Origin of the sequence: Acinetobacter sp. SwsAc2 (genome assembly GCF_013391465.1) — a bacterium.
In the GTDB taxonomy this organism is placed as follows: Bacteria; Pseudomonadota; Gammaproteobacteria; order Pseudomonadales; family Moraxellaceae; genus Acinetobacter; species Acinetobacter johnsonii.
This window is the reverse complement of sequence record NZ_JACBEZ010000010.1, coordinates 38,071-59,551: the sequence shown is the minus strand read 5'-3', so window position 1 is coordinate 59,551 and position 21,481 is coordinate 38,071. Positions and strand designations below refer to the sequence as shown.

23 protein-coding genes and 2 pseudogenes are annotated in these 21,481 nt (G+C 39.8%); 21 read left to right on the top strand and 4 right to left on the bottom strand.

Going from position 1 to position 21,481, the window contains the following annotated elements; genetic code table 11:
- The first annotated feature begins 86 nt into the window (after positions 1-86).
- Together HYI04_RS06525 and HYI04_RS06520 are read left to right on the top strand one after the other, a co-directional pair.
- Positions 87-1,187, top strand: a complete 1,101-nt coding sequence (locus HYI04_RS06525; protein WP_151707318.1) for a PIN domain-containing protein — start codon at positions 87-89, stop codon at positions 1,185-1,187.
- Position 1,188: 1 nt separating this feature from the next.
- Positions 1,189-2,148: a bacteriophage abortive infection AbiH family protein gene (locus HYI04_RS06520; RefSeq protein ID WP_151707319.1), complete on the top strand. Its 960-nt coding sequence runs from the start codon at positions 1,189-1,191 to the stop codon at positions 2,146-2,148.
- A gap of 143 nt (positions 2,149-2,291) precedes the next feature.
- Here HYI04_RS06520 and HYI04_RS06515 read toward each other — a convergent pair whose 3' ends face one another.
- Complete coding sequence (locus HYI04_RS06515; RefSeq protein WP_171494569.1) at positions 2,292-2,441, bottom strand: hypothetical protein; 150 nt, start codon at positions 2,439-2,441, stop codon at positions 2,292-2,294.
- Positions 2,442-3,135: 694 nt separating this feature from the next.
- On the opposite strand from HYI04_RS06515, the gene HYI04_RS06510 reads away from it, so the two are divergent.
- The 7 genes from HYI04_RS06510 (at position 3,136) to HYI04_RS06480 (ending at position 8,134) form a co-directional block, all read left to right on the top strand.
- On the top strand, positions 3,136-3,396 hold the full coding sequence (locus tag HYI04_RS06510) for a hypothetical protein (RefSeq protein WP_151707320.1): 261 nt from the start codon (positions 3,136-3,138) through the stop codon (positions 3,394-3,396).
- A gap of 17 nt (positions 3,397-3,413) precedes the next feature.
- Positions 3,414-3,998 carry a hypothetical protein gene (locus tag HYI04_RS06505; RefSeq protein ID WP_151707321.1) on the top strand — a complete coding sequence of 195 codons (585 nt, stop codon included), beginning with the start codon at positions 3,414-3,416 and terminating at the stop codon, positions 3,996-3,998.
- 11 nt (positions 3,999-4,009) lie between these two features.
- On the top strand, positions 4,010-4,390 hold the full coding sequence (locus HYI04_RS06500; protein WP_151707322.1) for a hypothetical protein: 381 nt from the start codon (positions 4,010-4,012) through the stop codon (positions 4,388-4,390).
- Positions 4,391-4,521: 131 nt separating this feature from the next.
- Positions 4,522-4,821, top strand: coding sequence for a hypothetical protein (locus HYI04_RS06495; protein ID WP_151707323.1), 300 nt, complete (start codon positions 4,522-4,524; stop codon positions 4,819-4,821).
- Positions 4,822-4,901: 80 nt separating this feature from the next.
- Positions 4,902-5,948, top strand: coding sequence for a DUF932 domain-containing protein (locus HYI04_RS06490; protein WP_151707324.1), 1,047 nt, complete (start codon positions 4,902-4,904; stop codon positions 5,946-5,948).
- Between the two features lie 143 nt (positions 5,949-6,091).
- On the top strand, positions 6,092-7,135 hold the full coding sequence (locus tag HYI04_RS06485; RefSeq protein WP_151707325.1) for a YqaJ viral recombinase family protein: 1,044 nt from the start codon (positions 6,092-6,094) through the stop codon (positions 7,133-7,135).
- Between the two features lie 105 nt (positions 7,136-7,240).
- Positions 7,241-8,134 carry a hydrolase or metal-binding protein gene (locus tag HYI04_RS06480; protein ID WP_151707334.1) on the top strand — a complete coding sequence of 298 codons (894 nt, stop codon included), beginning with the start codon at positions 7,241-7,243 and terminating at the stop codon, positions 8,132-8,134.
- Positions 8,135-8,174: 40 nt separating this feature from the next.
- Here HYI04_RS06480 and cadR read toward each other — a convergent pair whose 3' ends face one another.
- On the bottom strand, positions 8,175-8,567 hold the full coding sequence (cadR, locus tag HYI04_RS06475; RefSeq protein WP_004655749.1) for a Cd(II)/Pb(II)-responsive transcriptional regulator: 393 nt from the start codon (positions 8,565-8,567) through the stop codon (positions 8,175-8,177).
- An 86-nt stretch (positions 8,568-8,653) separates the two neighbouring features.
- On the opposite strand from cadR, the gene HYI04_RS06470 reads away from it, so the two are divergent.
- From HYI04_RS06470 to HYI04_RS06425, 10 genes are all read left to right on the top strand, one after another.
- Positions 8,654-9,949, top strand: coding sequence for a cation transporter (locus tag HYI04_RS06470; RefSeq protein WP_151707326.1), 1,296 nt, complete (start codon positions 8,654-8,656; stop codon positions 9,947-9,949).
- 10 nt (positions 9,950-9,959) lie between these two features.
- Entirely contained in the window at positions 9,960-10,217 is a 258-nt protein-coding gene (locus HYI04_RS06465; RefSeq protein ID WP_004655745.1) for a FeoA family protein, read from the top strand.
- Positions 10,207-12,036 (top strand): ferrous iron transporter B, encoded by a 1,830-nt coding sequence (locus tag HYI04_RS06460; protein ID WP_151707327.1) that lies wholly within the window; start codon positions 10,207-10,209, stop codon positions 12,034-12,036. Before HYI04_RS06465 ends, HYI04_RS06460 begins: the two co-directional genes overlap by 11 nt.
- A gap of 209 nt (positions 12,037-12,245) precedes the next feature.
- Positions 12,246-12,680, top strand: a complete 435-nt coding sequence (gene arsC, locus HYI04_RS06455; protein ID WP_151707328.1) for an arsenate reductase (glutaredoxin) — start codon at positions 12,246-12,248, stop codon at positions 12,678-12,680.
- Between the two features lie 59 nt (positions 12,681-12,739).
- Positions 12,740-13,060: a metalloregulator ArsR/SmtB family transcription factor gene (locus HYI04_RS06450; protein WP_178896022.1), complete on the top strand. Its 321-nt coding sequence runs from the start codon at positions 12,740-12,742 to the stop codon at positions 13,058-13,060.
- Between the two features lie 6 nt (positions 13,061-13,066).
- The gene (locus HYI04_RS06445) at positions 13,067-13,540 is read left to right on the top strand and encodes an arsenate reductase ArsC (protein WP_178896021.1); all 474 of its coding nucleotides are present in this window, start codon (positions 13,067-13,069) and stop codon (positions 13,538-13,540) included.
- 7 nt (positions 13,541-13,547) lie between these two features.
- Entirely contained in the window at positions 13,548-14,591 is a 1,044-nt protein-coding gene (arsB, locus tag HYI04_RS06440) for an ACR3 family arsenite efflux transporter (protein ID WP_178896020.1), read from the top strand.
- A gap of 5 nt (positions 14,592-14,596) precedes the next feature.
- Positions 14,597-15,301 (top strand): arsenical resistance protein ArsH, encoded by a 705-nt coding sequence (gene arsH / locus HYI04_RS06435; RefSeq protein ID WP_178896019.1) that lies wholly within the window; start codon positions 14,597-14,599, stop codon positions 15,299-15,301.
- Between the two features lie 17 nt (positions 15,302-15,318).
- Positions 15,319-16,272, top strand: a complete 954-nt coding sequence (gene trxB, locus HYI04_RS06430; RefSeq protein ID WP_151707332.1) for a thioredoxin-disulfide reductase — start codon at positions 15,319-15,321, stop codon at positions 16,270-16,272.
- 101 nt (positions 16,273-16,373) lie between these two features.
- Complete coding sequence (locus tag HYI04_RS06425) at positions 16,374-17,441, top strand: ArsO family NAD(P)H-dependent flavin-containing monooxygenase (RefSeq protein WP_151707333.1); 1,068 nt, start codon at positions 16,374-16,376, stop codon at positions 17,439-17,441.
- A gap of 99 nt (positions 17,442-17,540) precedes the next feature.
- On the opposite strand, the pseudogene HYI04_RS06420 reads toward HYI04_RS06425, so the two are convergent.
- Positions 17,541-17,963, bottom strand: a pseudogene (locus HYI04_RS06420) (transposase); the annotation flags it as partial.
- Here HYI04_RS06420 and HYI04_RS17050 point away from each other — a divergent pair.
- Together HYI04_RS17050 and HYI04_RS06415 are read left to right on the top strand one after the other, a co-directional pair.
- A pseudogene (locus HYI04_RS17050) lies at positions 17,958-18,134 on the top strand (ATP-dependent helicase); the annotation flags it as partial. The pseudogenes HYI04_RS06420 and HYI04_RS17050 sit on opposite strands and share 6 nt — an antisense overlap.
- Before the next feature lie 695 nt (positions 18,135-18,829).
- Positions 18,830-19,474: a HEPN domain-containing protein gene (locus HYI04_RS06415; protein WP_058868943.1), complete on the top strand. Its 645-nt coding sequence runs from the start codon at positions 18,830-18,832 to the stop codon at positions 19,472-19,474.
- A 62-nt stretch (positions 19,475-19,536) separates the two neighbouring features.
- Here the strand turns inward: HYI04_RS06415 and HYI04_RS06410 are convergent, their stop codons facing one another.
- Positions 19,537-20,727 carry an MFS transporter gene (locus tag HYI04_RS06410; RefSeq protein WP_159153629.1) on the bottom strand — a complete coding sequence of 397 codons (1,191 nt, stop codon included), beginning with the start codon at positions 20,725-20,727 and terminating at the stop codon, positions 19,537-19,539.
- Positions 20,728-21,481 lie beyond the last annotated feature (754 nt).

Here is a 21,481-nt window from a genome sequence, read left to right as displayed (position 1 = left end):
GTGAAATAAATACAATAATAATCAACTTATTATCAATTGGTGTTTTTAAGATAGTGGCAGTAATTTAGACTTTTATAGGAGGGGGTATGGAGTTAGAAACTAGGTTGGTTTTCATTGATACATCTGCATATGAGAATAAGAATTATCAATTTGGTCAACATATTTTAGGGCGCCTTCAAGAGCTTATTGAGCAGGAAAAGATTCACCTTTTGGTCACTGATGTCACGAAAAGTGAAATTGAATCACATTTAAAGAAGAAGTCAGTCGAGGCTGCATCAAAAATTAAGCATATAACTAAAGATGCTATGTTTCTTAGGAATGCATCTGAACTAGATTGTTATGGCATATTTACTAAAGTGAGTGGTGATGAAATTTATGATCTAGTGCATAAAAAGTTTTTAGAGTTTTTGGAAGGGCGATGCGTAGAAATTATAAGTGTAAGTTCTGTTGACCCAAATGTGGTATTCAATGCTTATTTTCATAACCTTCCACCATTCGATAAAGAATCTAAAAAACATGAATTCCCTGATGCGTTTGCATTAGAAGCAGTAAAACAGATTAGCTTGCGAAGAGGGCATGCAGTTTATATTGTTAGCTCTGACGGTGACATGAAGTCATTCTGTGCTAATGAGAGTAGCTTTATACATCTAGAATCTGTAGATGATTTGATTGATTTGATAGTTCGCAGTGATAAAGCATACGAAGAACCAACCAAGTTTGCTGACGAAGTATTTGAGCTCTTGCAAGAGAAAATAAAAGCACTTGCTTTACAATCTTTACAGGATGGTGAGTTTAATTATGAAAATACTGAGCCTTTTGACGATGTTATAAGTTCTATTGATATAGATTCATTAACTATTAAGAAGAAAACATTGCAAAATGTTGACGCGGAGTGGGCTGAATATTCAGTTGAGTTTGAAGTGACTGTTATAGCAAATTACCAATTCTCTGATTATGATCGTTCGCCTTGGGATCCTGAAGATAAACAATATTTATTTGTACTTAACAATGAATCCATAATTAAGCACAAAGAAACCTATACAGCCCATTTAATGCTTACCTATGACGATGGATTAAAGGTAAAAGCTGATATTGCCGAGCTTAACTTCGAAGAATCTTATTTTGAGCTAACAGATAATGATGCAGAAATTCTTTATTTCAAAGAACTAGATGTTAATGGGGAGTAAAATGAAATTATATGTAATAGGTAATGGATTTGATGTTCATCATGGGCTTGATACAAAATATACATCATTTGGTTTGTATCTCAAAAAAAATTACAGAGATGTGTACAATCTTTTGTTAGAACACTTTGGTTTTACTGATTTAGATCCTGATTTTCCTTCCTCAATGTTAGATCCATTATGGTCAGAGTTTGAGAGCAGCATGTCTGGTTTGAGTACAGATTCTGTTTTGGAAGCAAATATGGATGCAATGCCCAACTATGCATCAGATAATTTTAGAGATAGAGATCGGTATACGCTTGAAATTGAGATGGAGCGAATTTTGGGTTATTTAACAACAGATCTGTATAAGGCTTTTAAAGAATTTATATTAGCTGTTGAATTTCCTGAATTTAATCTGGGAAACGCCGTCAATTTAGATAGAAATGCCATGTATCTCACTTTTAATTATACGGATACTCTTACTTATTACTACGGGATTCCAGATAACAATATTTTGTTCATACATGGAAAGGCTGAAAATGATGATCAAGAACTTATTCTTGGTCATGGTGTTGATCCTGAGAATTTCAAAGAAAAACCTGTGGAACCCCCTAAAGAGTTAAATGATGAAGAGTATGAACAATGGGCGGAATATCAGTCTGCTCAATATGATTATTCTTTTGAACGTGGTAAACATGCAATCAATCGCTACTTTTCAGCAACATTTAAAGGTACAGAAGAAATCATTGAGAATAATAAGAAATTCTTTTCAAGTATCCATAATATTGAAGAAATCTACATTCTTGGTCACTCACTTGCTGATGTTGATTTGCCATATTTCCGTAAATTAAAACAATCAGTCAAGCCTGATATTAAATGGGTTGCAACATTTTATGCTTCTCAAGATGAACAACGTCACATGGATATTTTAAAAGCGCTTAATATATCCAATGTATCAGTAATTCGAATGAATGAGGTCTAATAATTCTCAGGGGCCTTATATTCAAAAGTGGAGTGCAAAAAAATTGCATTATTTTCATTATCGGCTTTTGTTTTAGGCAACTATTTTATATTAGAACCTAACACCTTTACTATATGAGCAAGGTGTTAGGATTTTAATGTTTTTTATTGGTTTATAGAGCTATGAAGATCTTCCCAAATTTGAGTAGCAACTTCATTCGATACATTATTCGATTCAGCAATTTTCTGAATCTCATTTTCTCGAGCTTCTCTATAATCTTCTTCTTGCTGTTCAAGATTTAGATCTTGTCTCATATTGGATCCCCTTTAATCAAAAAAATTTGAGTTGGATCAATATGCAGAAAAAGGTCTGACGTTTCAATACTACCGATGATGAAATATAACATTAAATTTTTATGCACTAGTTGATTGCTTGACGCTCTACAGTGCGCAGATTATCCTTAGCCTGCTGACCTACATCGTCAGCGGGTTTTGACAGACCCATTAACAAAGACAATATGCGAAATCTCATTTTGCATGTTGTGGACCCGTTCGTCCCCCTTTCTTTGCGGTAGGGCGGAGGGGGGACGCGCTTGCGCGTGCTGGTTTCTTTGTTACCAGTCTGTCAACCCTCCTTCGTTCTGCCACCATCAATTGACAGTGATTTGGCAGGATTCTTTTAAAACAAAGGAGTACGCCATGCGCTTACATCAAGACCGTCTTTTATATTTCTCTTTTTTCATGTTTGTACCGTTGGGTGATTAGACCTGATGCTGTGCAGTCAATGCATAGCTGTGTCGATGACTTTCTAAGAATAAAACTTTTTCAAGTACATATTACCGATATGAAGATGAATCTCTCATGCTGTTTTGAGGGTCATAGATCTGTGTGCTTTATCGTCTATAACACTTCAAAAAAACATAGATATTCATTCCAACATTCATGCATGGGGAGCACTGCGTCTGATTGAGACCAAGACCAGTGATGCCTATAAAAAGAGAAAATGATTATGTTTAAAACCTTCCTAAAAACTGCCCTTATTTCATTACTACTTGCAGGTGCATCATTGGCGCAGGCAGGCTGGTTTGCGCAAGCCAGTGAAGCCTATTTTGTTAAGGCTCGCAATTTGGGTGGCGGGGTGTATCAGTGCATGTATAAAACCAATCCGGGCAACCGTGGTTGGCGTAATTTCACGGTGAACTTTCAGGGTGGTTGCCCGCGCTTCGTTCACTTTAATGCTCAGAATGGTCAAGTCACTGTACCCAACTAAAGATGGGAGCATTTGAGATGAACCAAAAAACCATATTGGGTTTGGCTGCGATTTTAGCGCTGACCCTAATCATTATTGCAGGCTTCTATTTCTTTAGCCCCAAATATGCAACTGAGAAAACGGTTCAAGCCAGCACTTCTGAGGCTAGCTCTGCACAGCCTTTGGAATCTGCCAGTTCAGAAGCAACAGGATCAACTGAAATTGCAGCAGCAGAAGTGGATGGGATTGATGTCAAAGAGCTTACCACAGGGAGTAAAAGTCTGAGCCTATCAGGCCATGAACCTGAATTGCTCAGCTTTGAATTTGATAAAAACTTAAAGTCTGTCGATACCTTGCTGTCGATGCTGCCTTATAACGAACTGCCTCAGTTTGAGCAGGACAACATAGATAAATATCAACGCTATGTCTTTGCCAAAGCCGCAAAAGATACAGGCAAATCAGTGAAAAACTTCAGCTTACAGGAACACGGAGCACTGGAATCGGAGCAGGCGGGTAATCGTTACTACGTTTATAAATTTGATAATGGCACAGACTGTGAAATTCATCTGGTCAGCATTGATTTAAATACGGGCGATTATGGCGTGAGCTATAACTACTGCTGAGGATAAAATGTATGAAGCAATTTTTTAAACCGATCCTACTGGCAGTGACTGTAACGACAGGAATGTTGTTGAGTGGGTGTAACTCTGGCCTTGATCCAAATACATTTACGGTAGAACTGGATGTCAAAGATACCAGTAACTGGTATGCGCAAAATCAATCCGCTACGGTATTGACCATCCGTTCTAACAGCGCAGATCCGATTGATGTCACCAATGTGCTGATCAACAACGGTGAATGCAGTTATGAAGGCTATCGCAGATCGTTGGAATATCCCCAGCATTTTAAAATGGGTCTACGTTTAAGACTGAAATTAACAGGCTGTGGCTATAACAATGTGGTACGTGTCGATGTTGAAACCGACCAAGGTACTGCAAGCTATAGCTTTCAATAACTCAGTTCAACACTAAGCCAAAGCACTCAATTTAAGCTACACACCAAACCAAACCGCGTCCTTAATGGATGCGGTTTTTTTATGCCCGCCATTCAGCTTTTGTACTGAATTCAGTCTACTTGGAATATTCAATGTCTCTTATTCGCTGTCCTTTTTGTCAGTCTGTCCATGTTCAACAGACCGATTCAGGCAATCCCAACTTTAATTATTTTGAACAACTGCAACGTTGTATTTCCCCCACACAGATGGCGATGTTCGGCATGCAGGTCGCCAAAAAAGCAGGCGTTTCACCTTTTATTGGTGCGGCGATCGGGGTGGTCATCGGCGGGGTTTTGGTGGTGATCAGCCAATACTGCTTTGAAAAGTATTACACCGATGCCGTGCACTACGTCTGCTTGGATTGCCAACAAACCTTTGCATGGGCGAAGTAATCGCATCTCAGCCTTTACATAGTTGAATTCATACATTCTTTAAAACTTTACATCACACACTTATTTTAGGAAGGTTCACCATGGCACATCAACTTGAACAAATGGCTTATGTCGGACAAACCCCTTGGCATGGTTTAGGCAATCAGCTTACCCCAAACCAACCGATTGAAGTCTGGGCCAAACAAGCAGGCATGGACTGGCAGATTGAAAGCTCGAATGTGAGTTATATGGCTGAAAACCATAAAGGACAAAGCTTGATCCTACCGCATGATGAACAGCGGGTTTTATACCGTTCCGACACACATGCGCCTTTATCGGTGGTCAGTCAGCGTTATCAGGAAGTCCAACCCCGAGAGATTCTAGAATTCTATCGAGACTTGACTGAACAATCAGGCTTTGAACTGGAAACCGCAGGGGTACTGAAAGGTGGCAAGAAATTCTGGGCTTTAGCCAAAACAGGACAGACTTCTGCCTTAAAAGGCAAAGATGTCAGCAATGGCTATATTTTATTAGCTACGGCGTGTGATGGCACTTTGGCGACCACGGCGCAATTTACCAGTATTCGCGTGGTGTGTAATAACACTCTAGCTATTGCCTTAAAAGGTCAGAACACAAGTGCAGGCGTAGTCAAAGTGCCACATAGTACCAAGTTTGATGCGCAAAAGATTAAACAGCAATTGGGGATTTCAGTGCGGGCATGGAACGAACATATGTATGAAATGAAACAGCTCAGTCAACGTAAAGTCACACAGACTGAAGCGGCAGCTTATTTCGATGCGGTGTTTAATAACACCAGCATCAGTCCAACCGAGCAAGATGACAGTATTATTCAGTTCTATCGCAATGTTGCCACACAAGCCAACTCAGCTACTAAAGCTGACAACAAGATTGAACCGAATGGACGTTCTATGTCAAAAGTCATGACCATGTTTAATGGGCATGGCCGTGGGGCAGAACTCAGTTCAGCCAAAGACACCGCTTATGGCTTACTGTGTTCCATTACGGAATTTTGTGATCATGAACGTCGAGCCATGAGTCAGGATCATCGCTTAGATTCAGCATGGTTCGGTGCAGGGGCAGGGCTTAAGCAACGTGGGCTTGAACAAGCATTACGCTTAATTGTTTAAGTTTAGATTCAGATTCCGAATTTAAGATAATCACATCAGATCAACATGATCCTGTAAATCTCCTTGAACTCGAATACCTCTTTGCCACATCTCCAGATGTGGCTTTTTTTATGTCTAAAATTTAATAATCAGAGGACATCTATATGAACTCAGCTTTAATTCAACCTCATCCTACTCGAGCAAATATCCATGCGCACCGCCCTAAACTCAGCCATCCAAAACGCTTTTTAGAGACCAAAAACTTAAGTCAAGCCGAATGGCTAGAAGTGCGTCGCCAAGGCATTGGCAGTAGTGACTGTGCTGCCGCTTGTGGACTCAATCCTTATATGTCGATGCTCGAATTGTGGATGATCAAAACAGGTCGGATTCAACAATCCATTGAGGGTGAAAGTGAAGGTCATGCGCCTTTGTACTGGGGTAAACGGCTTGAACCCTTGGTGGCTGAGTACTACAGCATGCACACCAACTACAAAGTCCGTCGGGTCAATGCGGTGTTACAACATCCCGAAGCTGATAAACATTTCATGCTCGCCAATTTGGATTATTCCGTAACAGGTGATGCCGATGTACAAATATTGGAATGTAAAACCGCAGGCGAATATGGCGCCAAACTGTGGCGAGATGGTGTGCCTTTATACGTACTGTGTCAGGTACAACACCAATTGGCAGTGACAGGCAAGAAAGCCGCACATATCTGCGTATTGATTTGTGGACATGAAACTCGCATCTTTAAAGTCATTCGTTCTGAATCGGTGATTCAACACATCATCAATGCTGAACGATATTTCTGGGAGTGCGTAGAAAAGGATGTTCCACCCGAAGCCGATGCCAGTGAATCGGCAGCCAAAGCCTTACAGCTACTCTATCCCGAACATGTACCACTCAGCACCACAGATTTATCCGAAGACGAAAGTTCCAATCAACAGTTTGAACAACTGATTCAAGCACGCAACCAAATTGAAAAGCATCAGGAGCAATTCGATCTGCTTAAGCATCAACTGCAAGCCAAGATGCAACAGGCTGAACGAGCAACATTCTTAACAGGCTCAGTGACGTGGAAAAAGTCTAAAGACTCAATCAGCTTAGACAGCAAGGCTTTACTCAAGCAATACCCTGAATATTTGAATCAATTTCCACAAAGTAAACAAGGTTCACGGCGCTTCAATATCTATACCAATGATGATTGAAGCCGATTTAGCCTAAGCAAAATATCCAACCAACCTAGAAATCCCATGCCTCAGCGCATGGGATTTTTTATGTCTAATTTATTTTACTCAAAAGAGGAAATCATCATGATTAAAGGTTTAGCCATTACACCGCCTATACTCGGGCGCATCAGTATCGGTAAAGTGGTCGAAAAGAACGGTAAACGATTGCCCGAAAAGGATGACCAGTTCACGATTACCAGTCAAATCCAAGGCAAAGAGGGATGGGTGAAGCATCCCTTGGATGAGCAGCTTCGTGCCAAAGCACCCAATCAAAAACTCAGAACCATTCCAGTACGGATGATTTTTAATGATCCTGAACTGAATCTACGAGCTGAGTACACTCTTTTTGATCGACAAACAGGCCGACCAATTTGTACAGGAAATGGTGAAACTTGTCAGCGACTTGGACAAAACGGGGTTGAACAACACCAATGTCCATCACCTGATTTATGTCCTTTGGCCCAAGGTGGACAGTGCAAACCTTATGGACGACTTTACGTGAACTTAGATGAGTCGGATGAGTTGGGTACATTCATTTTTAGAACCACAGGTTTTAATAGCATCCGAACTTTGGCGGCACGGCTTCGTTACTACCATGCGGCTTCAGGTGATTTGCTTTCATGTTTGCCATTGCAACTCACTCTGAGGGGGAAAAGCACAACCCAAAGCTACCGTACACCGATCTACTACGTAGACTTAACTTTACGGGATGGTGTTAATTTGCAGGAAGCAATTACGTCAGCGAAACAGATTGATGAACAAAGTAAGGTAGCAGGATTTTATCAGGAGGCTTTGGATCATGTGGCACGACAGGGTTATGGTAATGCTACTTTTGAGGTGGGAGGTGAAGAGGGCTTAGATATTATTGAGGAGTTTTATAATTCAAATGAGAAAGAGGAGCCTCACCAATGCGGCACTTTATCGTGTGTAACGACAATGAGACAAGAGTTAGCTCGTAATGTTAAAGCACTAACTTAAAAGCTAAGGGAACTTTTAAGTTCCCTTAGCTATAAATAGCTCAAGCTAAATTCTTTAATACGCCACATTTATCAGCAGTACATAAACCGTCACAGGTTTTCCGAATTTCTAACAACTGCTCAATGAGTTTCTGTTGGTTTCTAATACTATCTTGTACATCTCTGATATGAGAATCAATAAGTTCGTTTACTTCAGAACAATTTTGGGCAGGAGTATCTTTATAAGTTAATAATTTCTTGATTTCACTAAGATTCATGTTCAATGTTCGACAATTGACAATAAATTTTAGTCTATCAATATAGTTTTCAGAATACAGTCGATAGTTACCCTGATTTCTTTCAGGTGGTGGGATTAAACCTTCTTTTTCATAGAACCTGATTGTTAATACTGAACAAGAGGTCTTCTCAGATAACTCACCTATTTTTAAGAACATGGTAATCAACAAAAACTAGCTTGACTCTATAGTAGCTATAGGGATTTTAATATGCAATAAGTAAAGATATGACTATAGGCACATCAATGAGTGGTTGCGGTTGTAATAAAGAAAGTTCTTGTGACGATACCAAGCAAAAACAAAATGAATCAGAAACAGATTCTTGTAAAGGTAAAGATTCAGCTACTGAAGTAAGTAAAAGCTCTTGTTGTGGTAATGAGTTACAGCAAGGAGCTAACTCTGATGAAAAAGATACTTGCGGTAGTAACCAGCCGTGTTCTACGCAGTCGAATTTATGTTGTGGTTCGGATTCGATAACTTCACCTGAAACGATTCGGGGGAGTGAAGATACAGCGACTTTCATCAGTGACTATAACATCCCGAAAATGGATTGCTCCGCAGAGGAACAAATGGTTCGGATGACTTTATCTTCATTAGTAGATGTTAAGAGGCTGGTATTTGATTTGCCAAACCGAAACCTAAAAGTTCTGCATAATGGTGAAAATAATGAAATCACTGCAAAACTTGAAGCTCTTGGATTTGGAGCAAAATTAAATAAAACTGAAGCTTATGAAAATAAAGAGCACGCACAAGAAGCCAGTACTTTTCTGATTCCAAAGATGGATTGTTCGGCAGAAGAGCAAATGGTCAGAATGGCTCTTTCTCCCTTGCATGACGTTAAAGGTTTATCATTTGATTTGGCACAAAGACAGTTAGTTGTTTTCCATACAAATGGGATTAATGAAATTACCACAAAACTTGAAGCCCTCGGTTTTGGTGCAAAGCTTGTGGAAACAGTAAAAGCCACTGGGGAATTGCCTGAAACACCAGATCCGACTAAGCAGGCGAAAGTCCTTAAATTATTACTAGCGATTAATGGTATTCTTTTTTTTATTGAATTCATAAGTGGAATTATTGCCGCATCGACGGGTCTCATTGCGGACTCTCTTGATATGTTTGCTGATGCGGCCGTTTACGGTATAGCACTTTACGCGGTAGGGAAAGCGGCAAAATACCAATTAAAAGCAGCTCATTTTGCAGGATGGATTCAACTTTTATTAGCTTTGATCGTTATTATTGATGTTGTCAGACGTTTCATGTTCGGTAGTGAGCCAGAGTCAGATTTGATGATCATTATTGGCTTCTTAGCACTTATTGCCAATGTGACGTGCTTGTATCTCATTTCTGGGCATAGAGATGGCGGAGCCCATATGAAAGCGAGTTGGATCTTTTCAGCTAATGACGTAATAGTAAATATGGGGGTTATTTTAGCAGGTGTACTTGTCGCATGGACTGGTTCAGCTTACCCAGATTTGATTATTGGTATTCTTGTTTCACTGTTTGTACTGAATGGCGCTCGAAAAATTTTGGCGTTGAAATAGGGTGCAGACAATGAATTTATTTCAAGTAAAGCAAGACCAGACTGTAAAAATCATTGATCTTAAAAAGGGTGAACAGTATCAAGATAAAAATGATCCTGTTCTGGAACGTTTAGAACTGCTGGGCTTTAGAGTAGGTGAATCCTTACAAGTGCTTGCGAAAGGGCTTTTTGGTGGTGATCCTGTGTTGGTTCAAATCGAAACATCACGTTTCGCCTTAAGAAAAAATGAAGCAGAACGAATTTTTGTAGAGATTACCAATGGAAACTAAAAATATTGCACTGGTTGGTAATCCTAATTGCGGTAAAACATCACTTTTTAACACCCTCACAGGGACTCGTCAAAAAGTTGCAAATTATGCTGGGGTAACGGTAGAACGGAAAGAGGGATTTTTTAAACTACCTTCTGGTGATACCGTTCGAGTATTGGATTTGCCTGGGACTTATAGTTTAAAACCGAGCAGTTTAGATGAGGAGGTAACTAGAGCAGTATGCTTTGGTGAATTAAGAGGCGAAGTCATACCTGATATTTTTGTATGTGTTGTCGATGCTACGAATCTTCATCTTCATTTAAGTCTTGTACTTGAAGTCAGGGCTTTAAACAGACCAATGTTACTTGTTCTTAACATGATGGATGAGGTTAGAAAGCGTGGGATTGCAATTGATACAACGAAGCTATCTCAGCTTTTAGGTATTCCTGTTGTTGAATCAGTAGCTGTAAAAACAAAAGGCATTCAGGGGCTATTGACTCAATTGGATCAAAAGAATTTGTTTGTTGCCCCTTATCATTCTGATCTGAGTCACTTTGACCAAATCAAATATATTACAAAACAAGTCATCTTGAAAAATGATAATGGTGATAAACGAACGGCTTTCTTGGACAAAATATTCTTACATCCAGTTTTTGGATTATTAATATTGACCTTTACCATGTTTGTAATGTTTCAGGCTGTCTTTATCTGGGCTCAGCCATTAATTTCCTTCGTTGAGGATTCGATTTCATGGTTTGGTGGAGCGATAGGACCTCTGATCACTCATCCACTTTTAAGAAGTTTGGTCGTTGATGGTGTGATTGCAGGTGCTGGTAGTGTACTCGCGTACATGCCTCAAATTCTGATCTTATTTTTCTTTATTTTAATTTTAGAAGAATCGGGATACTTACCTAGAGCTGCTTTTTTGTTAGATAAGCTGATGTCTAAAGCTGGTTTAAGTGGGCGTTCATTTATTCCGTTACTTTCGAGCTTTGCTTGTGCAATTCCCGGAGTCATGGCGACTAGAAGTATTAGCTCTGAAAGAGATCGTTTAGCAACGATTATGATTGCACCTTTAATGACGTGTTCTGCACGACTACCTGTATATGCTTTGCTGATCGCTGCATTCATTCCAAACAAGTTGGTTTATGGTTGGCTCAGTTTACAAGGTCTAGTTCTGTTCGGGCTTTACATGTCAGGAATCGTATCCGCTTTATTGGTTTCTTTATTCCTGAAATTAGTCAGAAAAGATAAAACTGAAAGTATTTTCATTTTTGAATTACCTACATACCGTATTCCAGATGTTCGAAATGTAGCTTTGGGGCTTTATGATAGAGCAACTATATTCTTAAAAAGAGTTGGTGGAATTATTGTCGCACTTTCTATTTTATTATGGTTCTTGGTAACGTTCCCTTTACCACCTGATAATCCAACAATGCCACCAATCAATTATAGTATTGCTGGACAGTTAGGACATCTAATCCATCCAATATTTGCTCCAATTGGATTTACTTGGGAAATTTGTATTGCTTTGATTCCTGCAATGGCAGCTCGTGAAGTGATTATTGCTGCATTAGGAGTGATTTATGCAATGTCTGGTGATGAAGATGCAGTTACCCAGACCTTATTATCTCAAATATCTGGACCAGATGGATGGGGGCTAGCGACAGGTATGTCATTGTTAGTTTGGTTTATCTTTGCCCCGCATTGTTTAGCAACACTAGCAACTATTCGAAGAGAAACAGGGAGTTGGAAACAACCAGTCGTAATGGCTGTTTATCTATTTTCGTTGGCTTACCTATTTTCTTTTATAACTTATCAAGTCATAAGTCGATTTTAATTTAAAAGGCGGCTGTTGACATAAATCAATAGTCGCCTTCTAAAGAGGCTTTTAATTTAGTTGTATTATTGCCATTCAATTGATAGTGAAAAGCTTTTTTAGATGGTATTTATTTTCGAAGACATTATTAAAAATTCAATATATGGTATTGCATATATATGGAAATTCGAATATAAAGATGCTATAAATTCTCAAAAGAGCTCAATTCGATGACAACTTCATCAAATGTGACGATTTATCACAACCCAGCTTGTGGAACATCTAGGAATACTTTGGCATTGATCCGTAATACAGGGATTGAGCCAACTGTGATTGAATATCTCATTACACCACCTAGTTATGACGAATTAGTTAAATTGATTCAGGACGCAAAATTAACAGTAAGAGAGGCCATTCGCCAGAATGTAGATCCTTATCGGGATTTAGACCTTGATCGTAGTGATTTGAGTGATGAGCAGTTACTTGGTTTTATGCTTGATCATCCAATATTGATTAATCGACCATTTGTTGTTACTGAATTAGGCACTCGCTTGAGCCGTCCCTCAGAAGTTGTTTTAGATATTCTACCACTACCTCAGAAGGGAGCCTTTACGAAAGAGGATGGTGAAAAAGTGATTGATGAAAATGGTCAACGAGTGAATTAAAAAATTTACTTTTTGCATATGATTATCCGTATATCCAAATGAGTGAATAGGAATTAAGAATGGACCAAGTAAATTTTTTTAAATGCTTATCAGATGAAACTCGACTCAATATCGTGACTTTAGTTACTGAGAATAAAGAATTATGTGTTTGTGATTTGACTGAAAAACTACAACTCAGCCAACCCAAGATTTCACGGCATTTAGCCTTATTACGCTCTTCTGGTCTTTTACAAGATCGACGTCAAGGACAATGGGTCTATTACAGTCTCAATCCCAATTTACCTACTTGGTGTATAGACGTACTTAATACCCTTAAAAATGCTGATTTACAGCAAAAAGTTGCTCCATCATTTCAACAAATCAATAGTTATTGCGAGTAGAACAATATGAAATTCCTTTTTTTGTGTACTGGAAATAGTTGCCGTAGCATCCTGTCAGAAGTGCTGTTTAATAGTCGTGCCCCAGAGGGTTGGAAAGCATACAGTGCAGGTAGTAAGCCATCAGGGCAAGTACATCCACTGACCATAGAAACTTTAGAAAATCTAGGTCTTTCAACAGATGGTTTGTGGAGTAAAACCATTGATGATTGTGAACAATATCAACCTGACGTAGTGATTACGGTTTGTGATTCGGCTGCGCAAGAAGCGTGTCCACTGTATTTAGGTGGAGCAATCAAGGCACATTGGGGCTTGGCTGATCCTTCGTATTTAGACTTGCCGAAAGAAGAGAAGCTCAAAGCATTCCAAGTGACTGTAGACCATATCAATCGTCGCTTAGATGCGTTATTTGCACTGGATACAGCGCACATGTCTCGTCCTGAATTGATTGCTGCAATCAATCACATCTCAGATATTGAATGAGAACATCATGGCTCAACAAAGATTATCCTTTTTAGATCGTAACCTCACACTATGGATTTTTATTGCGATGGGGTTCGGAATAGCGATAGGCGTGTTCTTTCCACAAGCCTCAGTGGCATTGGATAAAATGAGTGTGGATTCCGTTAATATTCCAATTGCGATTGGTTTAATTTTGATGATGTACCCACCATTAGCCAAAGTAGACTATGCAGCTTTGCCACAGGTGTTTAAAGATAAGAAAACGCTGACGCTATCCTTAGTACAAAACTGGCTCATCGCACCTGTTCTGATGTTTGCATTAGCCATCATTTTTCTACACAGCTATCCTGAATACATGACAGGCTTAATCTTGATAGGACTGGCTCGTTGTATTGCCATGGTCTTGGTTTGGAATGGTTTAGCCTGTGGGGATAACCAATATGTTGCTGCATTGGTGGCCTTTAACAGTATCTTCCAGATCTTATTCTTCAGTACTTATGCTTGGCTATTCTTAACCTTCTTGCCACCTTATTTTGGTGTTGCAGGACAGGTAATCAATGTCGATTTTTGGACTATTACCCATGCAGTACTGGTGTATTTGGGAATTCCATTTTTCCTTGGCTTTATGACGCGATTCACTCTAGTAAAAGCTAAAGGTCTGGATTGGTATCAACATGTCTTCTTACCTAAGATCAGTCCACTGAGTTTGTTGGCGTTATTGTTCACGATTGTGGCGATGTTTAGCCTCAAAGGAAACGACGTGGTGAGTTTGCCACTCGATGTCTTGCGTATTGCGATTCCACTGACCATTTACTTTATCGTGATGTTCTTCATCAGCTTCTTTATGAGCAAGTGGATGGGGAATGACTATCCTAAAACCACAGCTATTTCTTTTACAGCTGCGGGAAATAACTTTGAATTGGCGCTGGCTGTCGCGATTGCAACCTTTGGTTTGGCTTCACCTGTCGCATTCACGACTGTGATTGGCCCATTGGTTGAAGTACCAGTGTTGATTGCTTTAGTCAGTGTGTCTTTGTGGCTTAGAAAAAAGTTTTTTAAAGAAGAGGTGTAATTTCTATGACTCTCCCAAATGTAGATATGAATCTTCTCGATCAACCGACTTTAGAAAAAGTACAAGCTAAAGTGCTAGATCATCCACCCCGTATTTTGCTGCTGTATGGTTCTAACCGAGAGCGTTCATACAGCCGATTGGTGGTGATGGAAGCTGGTCGTATCTTGGAGCAGTTTGGCGCTGAAGTAAAAATCTTTCATCCTAAAGGGCTGCCTTTACCTGAAGATGCGGACACTGAACATCCAAAGGTTAAAGAGTTGCATGATTTACTCGCTTGGGCAGAAGGCATGGTGTGGTGTTCGCCTGAGCGTCATGGCTCCATGAGTTCAATTTTCAAATCGCAAATTGACTGGATACCATTGGCAGGCGGTGCAATTCGTGCAACGCAAGGTAAGACTTTAGCTTTGATGCAGGTCAGTGGCGGTTCACAGTCTTTTAACAGCTTAAACCAGATGCGTATTTTAGGCCGTTGGATGCGGATGATCACCATTCCGAACCAATCGTCTATTCCTAAAGCTTTTTTAGAGTTTGAGGAAAATGGACGGATGAAACCTTCATCCTTCTATGATCGAATTGTCGATGTAATGGAAGAACTATATAAGTTCACCTTGCTCACTCGTGGGCAGAGTCAGTACCTCACGGACCGTTATTCAGAGCGAAAAGAGTCGGCAGAAGAATTATCTAAGCGTGTCAATCAACGTAGCTTATAAACTTTAGGTGATCAGAAATGCAAAAGAGACATTCTAAATTAGTGATCTTAGGTTCAGGGCCTGCGGGTTATAGTGCTGCTGTGTATGCAGCACGTGCAAACTTAAAACCTACATTGATAGCGGGTATACAACTTGGTGGTCAATTAACAACGACCACTGAGGTAGATAACTGGCCGGGCGACCCAGAAGGTTTAACTGGTCCTGCACTTATGGAAAGAATGCAAGCCCATGCTGAACGCTTTGGTACAGAAATTGTGTATGACCACATCAATGAAGTTGATTTAAGCGTCCGTCCATTTGTGCTAAAAGGCGACATGGAAGACTTTACTTGTGATGCACTGATTATTGCAACAGGTGCGACAGCACAATACTTGGGTCTTGAATCTGAAGCTAAATTCATGGGTCAAGGTGTCAGCGCATGTGCAACTTGTGATGGTTTCTTTTATAAGAATCAAAAAGTCATGGTCGTGGGTGGTGGTAACACAGCAGTTGAAGAAGCACTTTATCTTTCTAATATTGCTGAACATGTCACCTTAGTTCACCGTAGAGACAGTTTACGTTCAGAGAAAATTCTACAAGATCATCTTTTTACCAAAGAAAAAGAAGGCAAAATTAGTATTCTTTGGAACAATCAAGTTGATGAAGTCTTAGGTGATAATACTGGTGTTACTTCAGTTCGCTTGAAGTCAACTTTGGACGAAAGCATACAAGATGTTGAAGTTCAGGGCTTATTTGTTGCTATTGGTCACAAACCGAATACAGGTATGTTTGACGGCCAACTCAACCTACGTGATGGCTACATTCAAGTACAAAGTGGTACTTCAGGCAATGCAACAGCAACTTCTGTGGCAGGGGTATTTGCTGCGGGTGACGTTGCTGACAGCATTTATCGTCAAGCAATTACTTCGGCAGGCTCAGGCTGTATGGCAGCTTTGGATGCCGAAAAGTATCTTGATCAATTAAGCAATTGAAAGGCTCATTTAAACGCTTGAAAATTGTATGAAATACGCCCAGTCTGTTGAGCAGACTGGGCGTTATTTTGATTATGACAATAAATAATAGGAGAGAAGCTTTGACTCAATTACAAGCTGAAGTCGATGTAGTCATTATTGGTGGCGGTCAGGCAGCCCTTGCCACAGCTTATTTCCTCAAACGTAAGAAAATTCCATTTATTATTTTAGATGACCAATCTCAGGCGGGCGGTGCATGGTCACATGCTTGGGAATCTCTTCGTCTTTTTTCTCCAAATACTTGGAGTTCGTTGTCAGGTTGGATGATGCCAACAACTGAACAAACCTACCCGACGCGAAATGAAGTGATTGACTACTTGTCTGCATACGAGCAACGCTATCAATTTCCGATTATTCGACCAGTTCATGTCGATCATATCGAACAAAAAGATGGCTATTTAGATGTGTATGCTGGCGATCAATATTGGCGAGCTAAAGCGGTGGTCAGTGCGACAGGAACATGGAGTCAACCTTATATTCCGCATTATGAAGGACATGAACGATTTGAAGGATTACAAACGCATTCAGCCCATTATGTAAATCCAGAGCCTTTTATTAATAAAAAAGTGATCGTGGTTGGTGGTGGTAATTCAGGGGCACAAATTCTTGCCGAAGTCTCAAAAGTTGCAGATACCACTTGGGTCACAGTAACACCACCTCAATTTTTATCGGATGATGTTGATGGGCGTGTTTTATTTCTTCGGGCAACTGAACGTTTAAAAGCTCAACAGGAAGGTCGTGTGATTGATCAACCCGTTGGTGGTCTGGGTGATATTGTCATGATTGACAGTGTCAAAGAGGCCCGCGAACGTGGCGTATTACATAGCCGAGAACCTTTTACTGCATTTGAAGAGAATTCGGTTATATGGGCTGATGGTTCAACACAAGCTGTAGATGCTGTGATTTGGTGTACAGGGTTTAAAGCTTCATTGAATCACTTAAGAAGTCTTGATGTAGTAGAACCTGATCAGACAGTTGCTGTGAATGATGGACGCTCAATAAAAGTAAATAACCTTTGGTTGGTTGGCTATGGGGAATGGACAGGCATGGCATCTGCAACATTAATTGGGGTTTCTAGAACAGCAAGAGCAACGGTAGATGAAATAGATGCTTATTTGGCTAATGTTTAAGAGCTATGCATTTTAAGGCAGTGTATAGATAGGTTTGCATTGCCCCTCAATACTTTATGGATATTGAGCCTGTAAATTATTTTGTGTAAGTTCCATTTTTTATAAATGATCTTTTAATCGATCATCGAACTGAATCGTAAACCAATTCATTGCTAAACGCCAATTTTGAATTGGCATCGTCCATTTCTTCGCAGCATTTGATGTTGCTAAGTAAATGACCTTCTTTACTGAGTCATCAGATGAAAAGATTTTCCTCTTCTTCGTTGAATGGCGTATTACGCTATTCAACGACTCAATCGCATTTGTTGTATAAATTGCATGACGTATTTCGGCTGGATAGCTAAAGATCGTTCGGATATTTTCCCAATTGGCCCGCCAGGATTCTCCAATTTTGGGATACTGGTGATTCCATTGATCACAGAAGATGTCTAGGGACTTTAAAGCATTTTCCTCTGTACTTGCCTGATAAATCGCTTTCAGACCCGAGGTAACAGCCTTGTAGTCTTTCCAGCTTAGACTACGGCAAACTTCGATGGTTTTCATAGAGCCCGTAATCTATTTTATGTATAAATTTCTCGTCCAATGACAAGACTAGCTGTGTTAGCTACTCAAACACTATCTGATACAGCTCTTGTAACTGTGAATAATCTATTTGGGAGTGAAAATATTGAAGATTTATGTTTTGATACATAAAAATAAAGTTTACTCCAAATTTACACCTTAACTTAATTTTTTTATTTTAAGTTGCTGTAAATTAATGGATTATTTTATTTTGTTGTCCAATCCATCATCGGTGCAACACTGATTCGTGGAGATTGAGGGGTTTCAATGGTTTTGTCAGTATTCATTAAAAAATCAGACTCTTCATCAGTGTTCATCAGTTTCTATCGGCAAATACATGGTTAACGCACTATGTTTTGAAGTAGAAGTGGTGCAAAGAAATATGTGGGAAATTACATGAAAATCAGATGTCGCAAAGCCAAAGCGTCAATCCATTTATTGAGCACGATACAGCACAATGTAATGAGCTGAAATGCATTCATTACTGATAGGAGGATCTTTGGGAATGGACGAAAAATGAAACTCGATGCTTCATTTTTATTCAGGTATTTCCGATAGCACGCAATACTATCACAAAAATGGAATACATTCATTGAGAGATATTATCTGCTTTTATCAAGCTTAGAACTTATAATTAATGGTAAGAGGAGCAGCCAATATTCATTAGATACATTGAAATATAGAAAACAGAATGTTTTTTTTCGATAGAACCTTCACACTGAACTAGCGGGATTTATCAATCACTATGTCCTAGCAGGGTTGAATTGAATTTAGCTTAATCATTCAGTATGTTGAATACATAGAAGAATAAAGTATAGGAAAAGCCGATGTTGCTTTTAGAAGAAATTTTTAAAACTAAAAAAGTACAACAGAGTGATGAGTTTAATCTGAGAATACATCGCGGGCTGAGTTGGTTGAAGCAGGCATTACTGCTCGATCATGATCCCGATTTACAATTTATCAGCCTCTGGATTTCCTTCAATGCGATATATGCACAAGACTTGGGGCAAAGTCAGGACAAACAGAGTTTACGTCAGTTCTTACATTTAATTTGCCAACATGATGTCGATCATAGAATTTATAGCATTTTATGGGACAAATTTAGTCAGCCTATTCGTATGCTCTTAGACAACCAATACACCTATCAAGGGTATTGGGACTATCAAAATAAGAAAATTGCTTTAGAGGTCTGTAAGGCTCAGCTTGAACAAGAAAAGAAGAAAGTGGCGAAAGCGCTACAGCAGAAGCATTCGGTCGATATTTTACTGGTACTGTTTAACCGTTTATATACCTTGAGAAATCAGCTGATGCATGGCGGTTCAACCTATAAGAGTTCGTTGAACCGCAAGCAGCTACAAGATGGCTGTCAAATTTTATCGGCTTTGCTGCCCGCATTTTTGTACATTGCTTTGGAAAATGCCGATAGCCTCGATTTGGGGAAACCTTTTTATCCCGTGGCTCAGGTCAGTTAGAGCTAAAAAAGTAGTGTCCAAATAAAAAGACAGTTTACTCAGTAAACTGTCTTTTTTGAGGGTTAAGCAATACCATGTCTTTTGCTATATAGGGTATCCAGCAGAGCAAAGACACCTGCCATCATCACCAGTGTAATACCGACTAAACACGTACTGCTCCAACCGCCGTGATGCCATGCATAGACACCTAGTGCCGAGCCACACGCACCACCAATAAAATATAAGGTCATATAGATGGAGTTCACCCGAGACTTCGCATCGGGGCGTAAACGGAAAATCACGTTTTGGTTACAACTGTGTGTGGTTGCAAGCCCTAAGTTAATCAGTGCATAACCGATGATGTAGCTGATGAGTGAACTCCCGCCTAAATATAGGAACACCCAACTGAGGGCTAACGTCCCGCAGCCGACCCAAGTCAAAAGCAGGGTATAACCGCGATCGGCCCATTTACCAATCCACTGAGTGGAGAGTGCACCAAATACGCCGACTAAAGTTACCACGCCGACTAAAACATCCGAAAGTTGAAATGTCTCAGAGGTTAAAAGTAGGGCAATGGTTGAAAACAGCATACTCATGGCAGCAAAAGCAAATCCACCCGTGATTGAGCGAAACACCAAACGAGGCTCTTGTTGCAGCAGACTCCCCATGGACTTAAAAATGTCGAAATAGGTGATTTTAAGTTTTGGTAGTTGGGGGAGTTTTCCTTTCATCAGAAGGGCCAAAGCAAACATGGCGATGCCACTCAGCACATAAATCATTTTCCAGTGCCATAAATCTGAGAGTAATCCCGCCACACTGGTCGATAGTAAAATTCCGACCAGTAAGCCACTCATGAGGAAACCGACCACTTCTCCCGTTTTTTCAGGTTTGACTGCCATCGTAGCCAGAGGAATCAGCACTTGTGCTGCAACTGAAAAGAGTCCTGTAATAATGGTGCCTAGCCAGAGCATCGATAAGTTGGTGGATGTCGCACAGATAAACAGCCCAGCAGATGCGCCAAACATCAGGAATGGAATCAGTTTGGCTTTGTTCAACATGTCGCCTAAGGGCACAATGAACAGTAAACCCAAAGCATAGGAGACTTGAGCAAAGGTCACGGTCAAAGCTACTTGTTCTTCTGGTGCTTGAAAGCTTTGCTGAATAGAGGAAATCAAAGGCTGGCAATAATAGTTTGCCCCTGCACATAAGCCGCAGACAATTGCCATCAGCCAGAGCAGAGATTTGTCTCGACTGATGTCGAAAGAAGTATTCATAATGAGCCTTTGATGAGGGAGTATTTTTTAGAATGACGTTTACATCGTGCTTTGAGCTAAATAGATGCATCGTTTCAGAAATTGTATACGAAGCTGATTCAAAAGCCTAAAACAAGCGAGAAAAGGCTGCATAAAAAAATAAGTCGAAGATGAAGACACAGCAAATAGTATGACCTGTTCTCAGGCCGACGTTTTCATCTAATACAATCAAAAAATGATGATGTTTCGAATTTCCTGTCAAAAAATAATAAAAATCTTTAAAAAATTCTGAACATGCCTGTCTATTTTGTATGAAATTGTTGCATTCGATCATTTTTACTCATCTTACACATCAAAGATTTGGGACCAATTACTGAAATATTCATCTATTTAAGGTATTTTTGCTCAATTATGGTGCATTTTTGCTTGGGGTTAGTATGTCAATGCGTGCCATTATCATCCGATAAAATATGAAAAAAACATTTTTGTTGGTTATTTCTCGTTTCAGATCTAGTTAAACGCGATCAACCCCTCCTTGTATTTTTAGATGATCCATTCCAAATACGCGTTTTAGTTGAGCTAAATTTTGAGCATTGGCATTTTTGATCGATGAAAAATAGGGACAGGCCAATTCGAAGCTTTTGCAAATGGGGCAAAACTGTCATTTAAGTCAATGTCTGCAAAGTCTGCGTGACGACAGATGGTAAAGCTCGATGAATGACGGATTCGGGTTAATCTAAACGTGGTGGTTCATATTCTTGGATTGGTCAAAAAG

Excerpts from the sequence above, each read along its gene's own strand:
- HYI04_RS06525 (WP_151707318.1), top strand. The coding sequence starts at position 87 with ATGGAGTTAGAAACTAGGTTGGTTTTCATTGATACATCTGCATATGAG.
- HYI04_RS06520 (WP_151707319.1), top strand. The coding sequence starts at position 1,189 with ATGAAATTATATGTAATAGGTAATGGATTTGATGTTCATCATGGGCTT.
- HYI04_RS06515 (WP_171494569.1), bottom strand. The coding sequence starts at position 2,441 with ATGAGACAAGATCTAAATCTTGAACAGCAAGAAGAAGATTATAGAGAA.
- HYI04_RS06510 (WP_151707320.1), top strand. The coding sequence starts at position 3,136 with ATGTTTAAAACCTTCCTAAAAACTGCCCTTATTTCATTACTACTTGCA.
- HYI04_RS06505 (WP_151707321.1), top strand. The coding sequence starts at position 3,414 with ATGAACCAAAAAACCATATTGGGTTTGGCTGCGATTTTAGCGCTGACC.
- HYI04_RS06500 (WP_151707322.1), top strand. The coding sequence starts at position 4,010 with ATGAAGCAATTTTTTAAACCGATCCTACTGGCAGTGACTGTAACGACA.
- HYI04_RS06495 (WP_151707323.1), top strand. The coding sequence starts at position 4,522 with ATGTCTCTTATTCGCTGTCCTTTTTGTCAGTCTGTCCATGTTCAACAG.
- HYI04_RS06490 (WP_151707324.1), top strand. The coding sequence starts at position 4,902 with ATGGCACATCAACTTGAACAAATGGCTTATGTCGGACAAACCCCTTGG.
- HYI04_RS06485 (WP_151707325.1), top strand. The coding sequence starts at position 6,092 with ATGAACTCAGCTTTAATTCAACCTCATCCTACTCGAGCAAATATCCAT.
- HYI04_RS06480 (WP_151707334.1), top strand. The coding sequence starts at position 7,241 with ATGATTAAAGGTTTAGCCATTACACCGCCTATACTCGGGCGCATCAGT.
- cadR (WP_004655749.1), bottom strand. The coding sequence starts at position 8,567 with ATGTTCTTAAAAATAGGTGAGTTATCTGAGAAGACCTCTTGTTCAGTA.
- HYI04_RS06470 (WP_151707326.1), top strand. The coding sequence starts at position 8,654 with ATGAGTGGTTGCGGTTGTAATAAAGAAAGTTCTTGTGACGATACCAAG.
- HYI04_RS06465 (WP_004655745.1), top strand. The coding sequence starts at position 9,960 with ATGAATTTATTTCAAGTAAAGCAAGACCAGACTGTAAAAATCATTGAT.
- HYI04_RS06460 (WP_151707327.1), top strand. The coding sequence starts at position 10,207 with ATGGAAACTAAAAATATTGCACTGGTTGGTAATCCTAATTGCGGTAAA.
- arsC (WP_151707328.1), top strand. The coding sequence starts at position 12,246 with ATGACAACTTCATCAAATGTGACGATTTATCACAACCCAGCTTGTGGA.
- HYI04_RS06450 (WP_178896022.1), top strand. The coding sequence starts at position 12,740 with ATGGACCAAGTAAATTTTTTTAAATGCTTATCAGATGAAACTCGACTC.
- HYI04_RS06445 (WP_178896021.1), top strand. The coding sequence starts at position 13,067 with ATGAAATTCCTTTTTTTGTGTACTGGAAATAGTTGCCGTAGCATCCTG.
- arsB (WP_178896020.1), top strand. The coding sequence starts at position 13,548 with ATGGCTCAACAAAGATTATCCTTTTTAGATCGTAACCTCACACTATGG.
- arsH (WP_178896019.1), top strand. The coding sequence starts at position 14,597 with ATGACTCTCCCAAATGTAGATATGAATCTTCTCGATCAACCGACTTTA.
- trxB (WP_151707332.1), top strand. The coding sequence starts at position 15,319 with ATGCAAAAGAGACATTCTAAATTAGTGATCTTAGGTTCAGGGCCTGCG.
- HYI04_RS06415 (WP_058868943.1), top strand. The coding sequence starts at position 18,830 with ATGTTGCTTTTAGAAGAAATTTTTAAAACTAAAAAAGTACAACAGAGT.
- HYI04_RS06410 (WP_159153629.1), bottom strand. The coding sequence starts at position 20,727 with ATGAATACTTCTTTCGACATCAGTCGAGACAAATCTCTGCTCTGGCTG.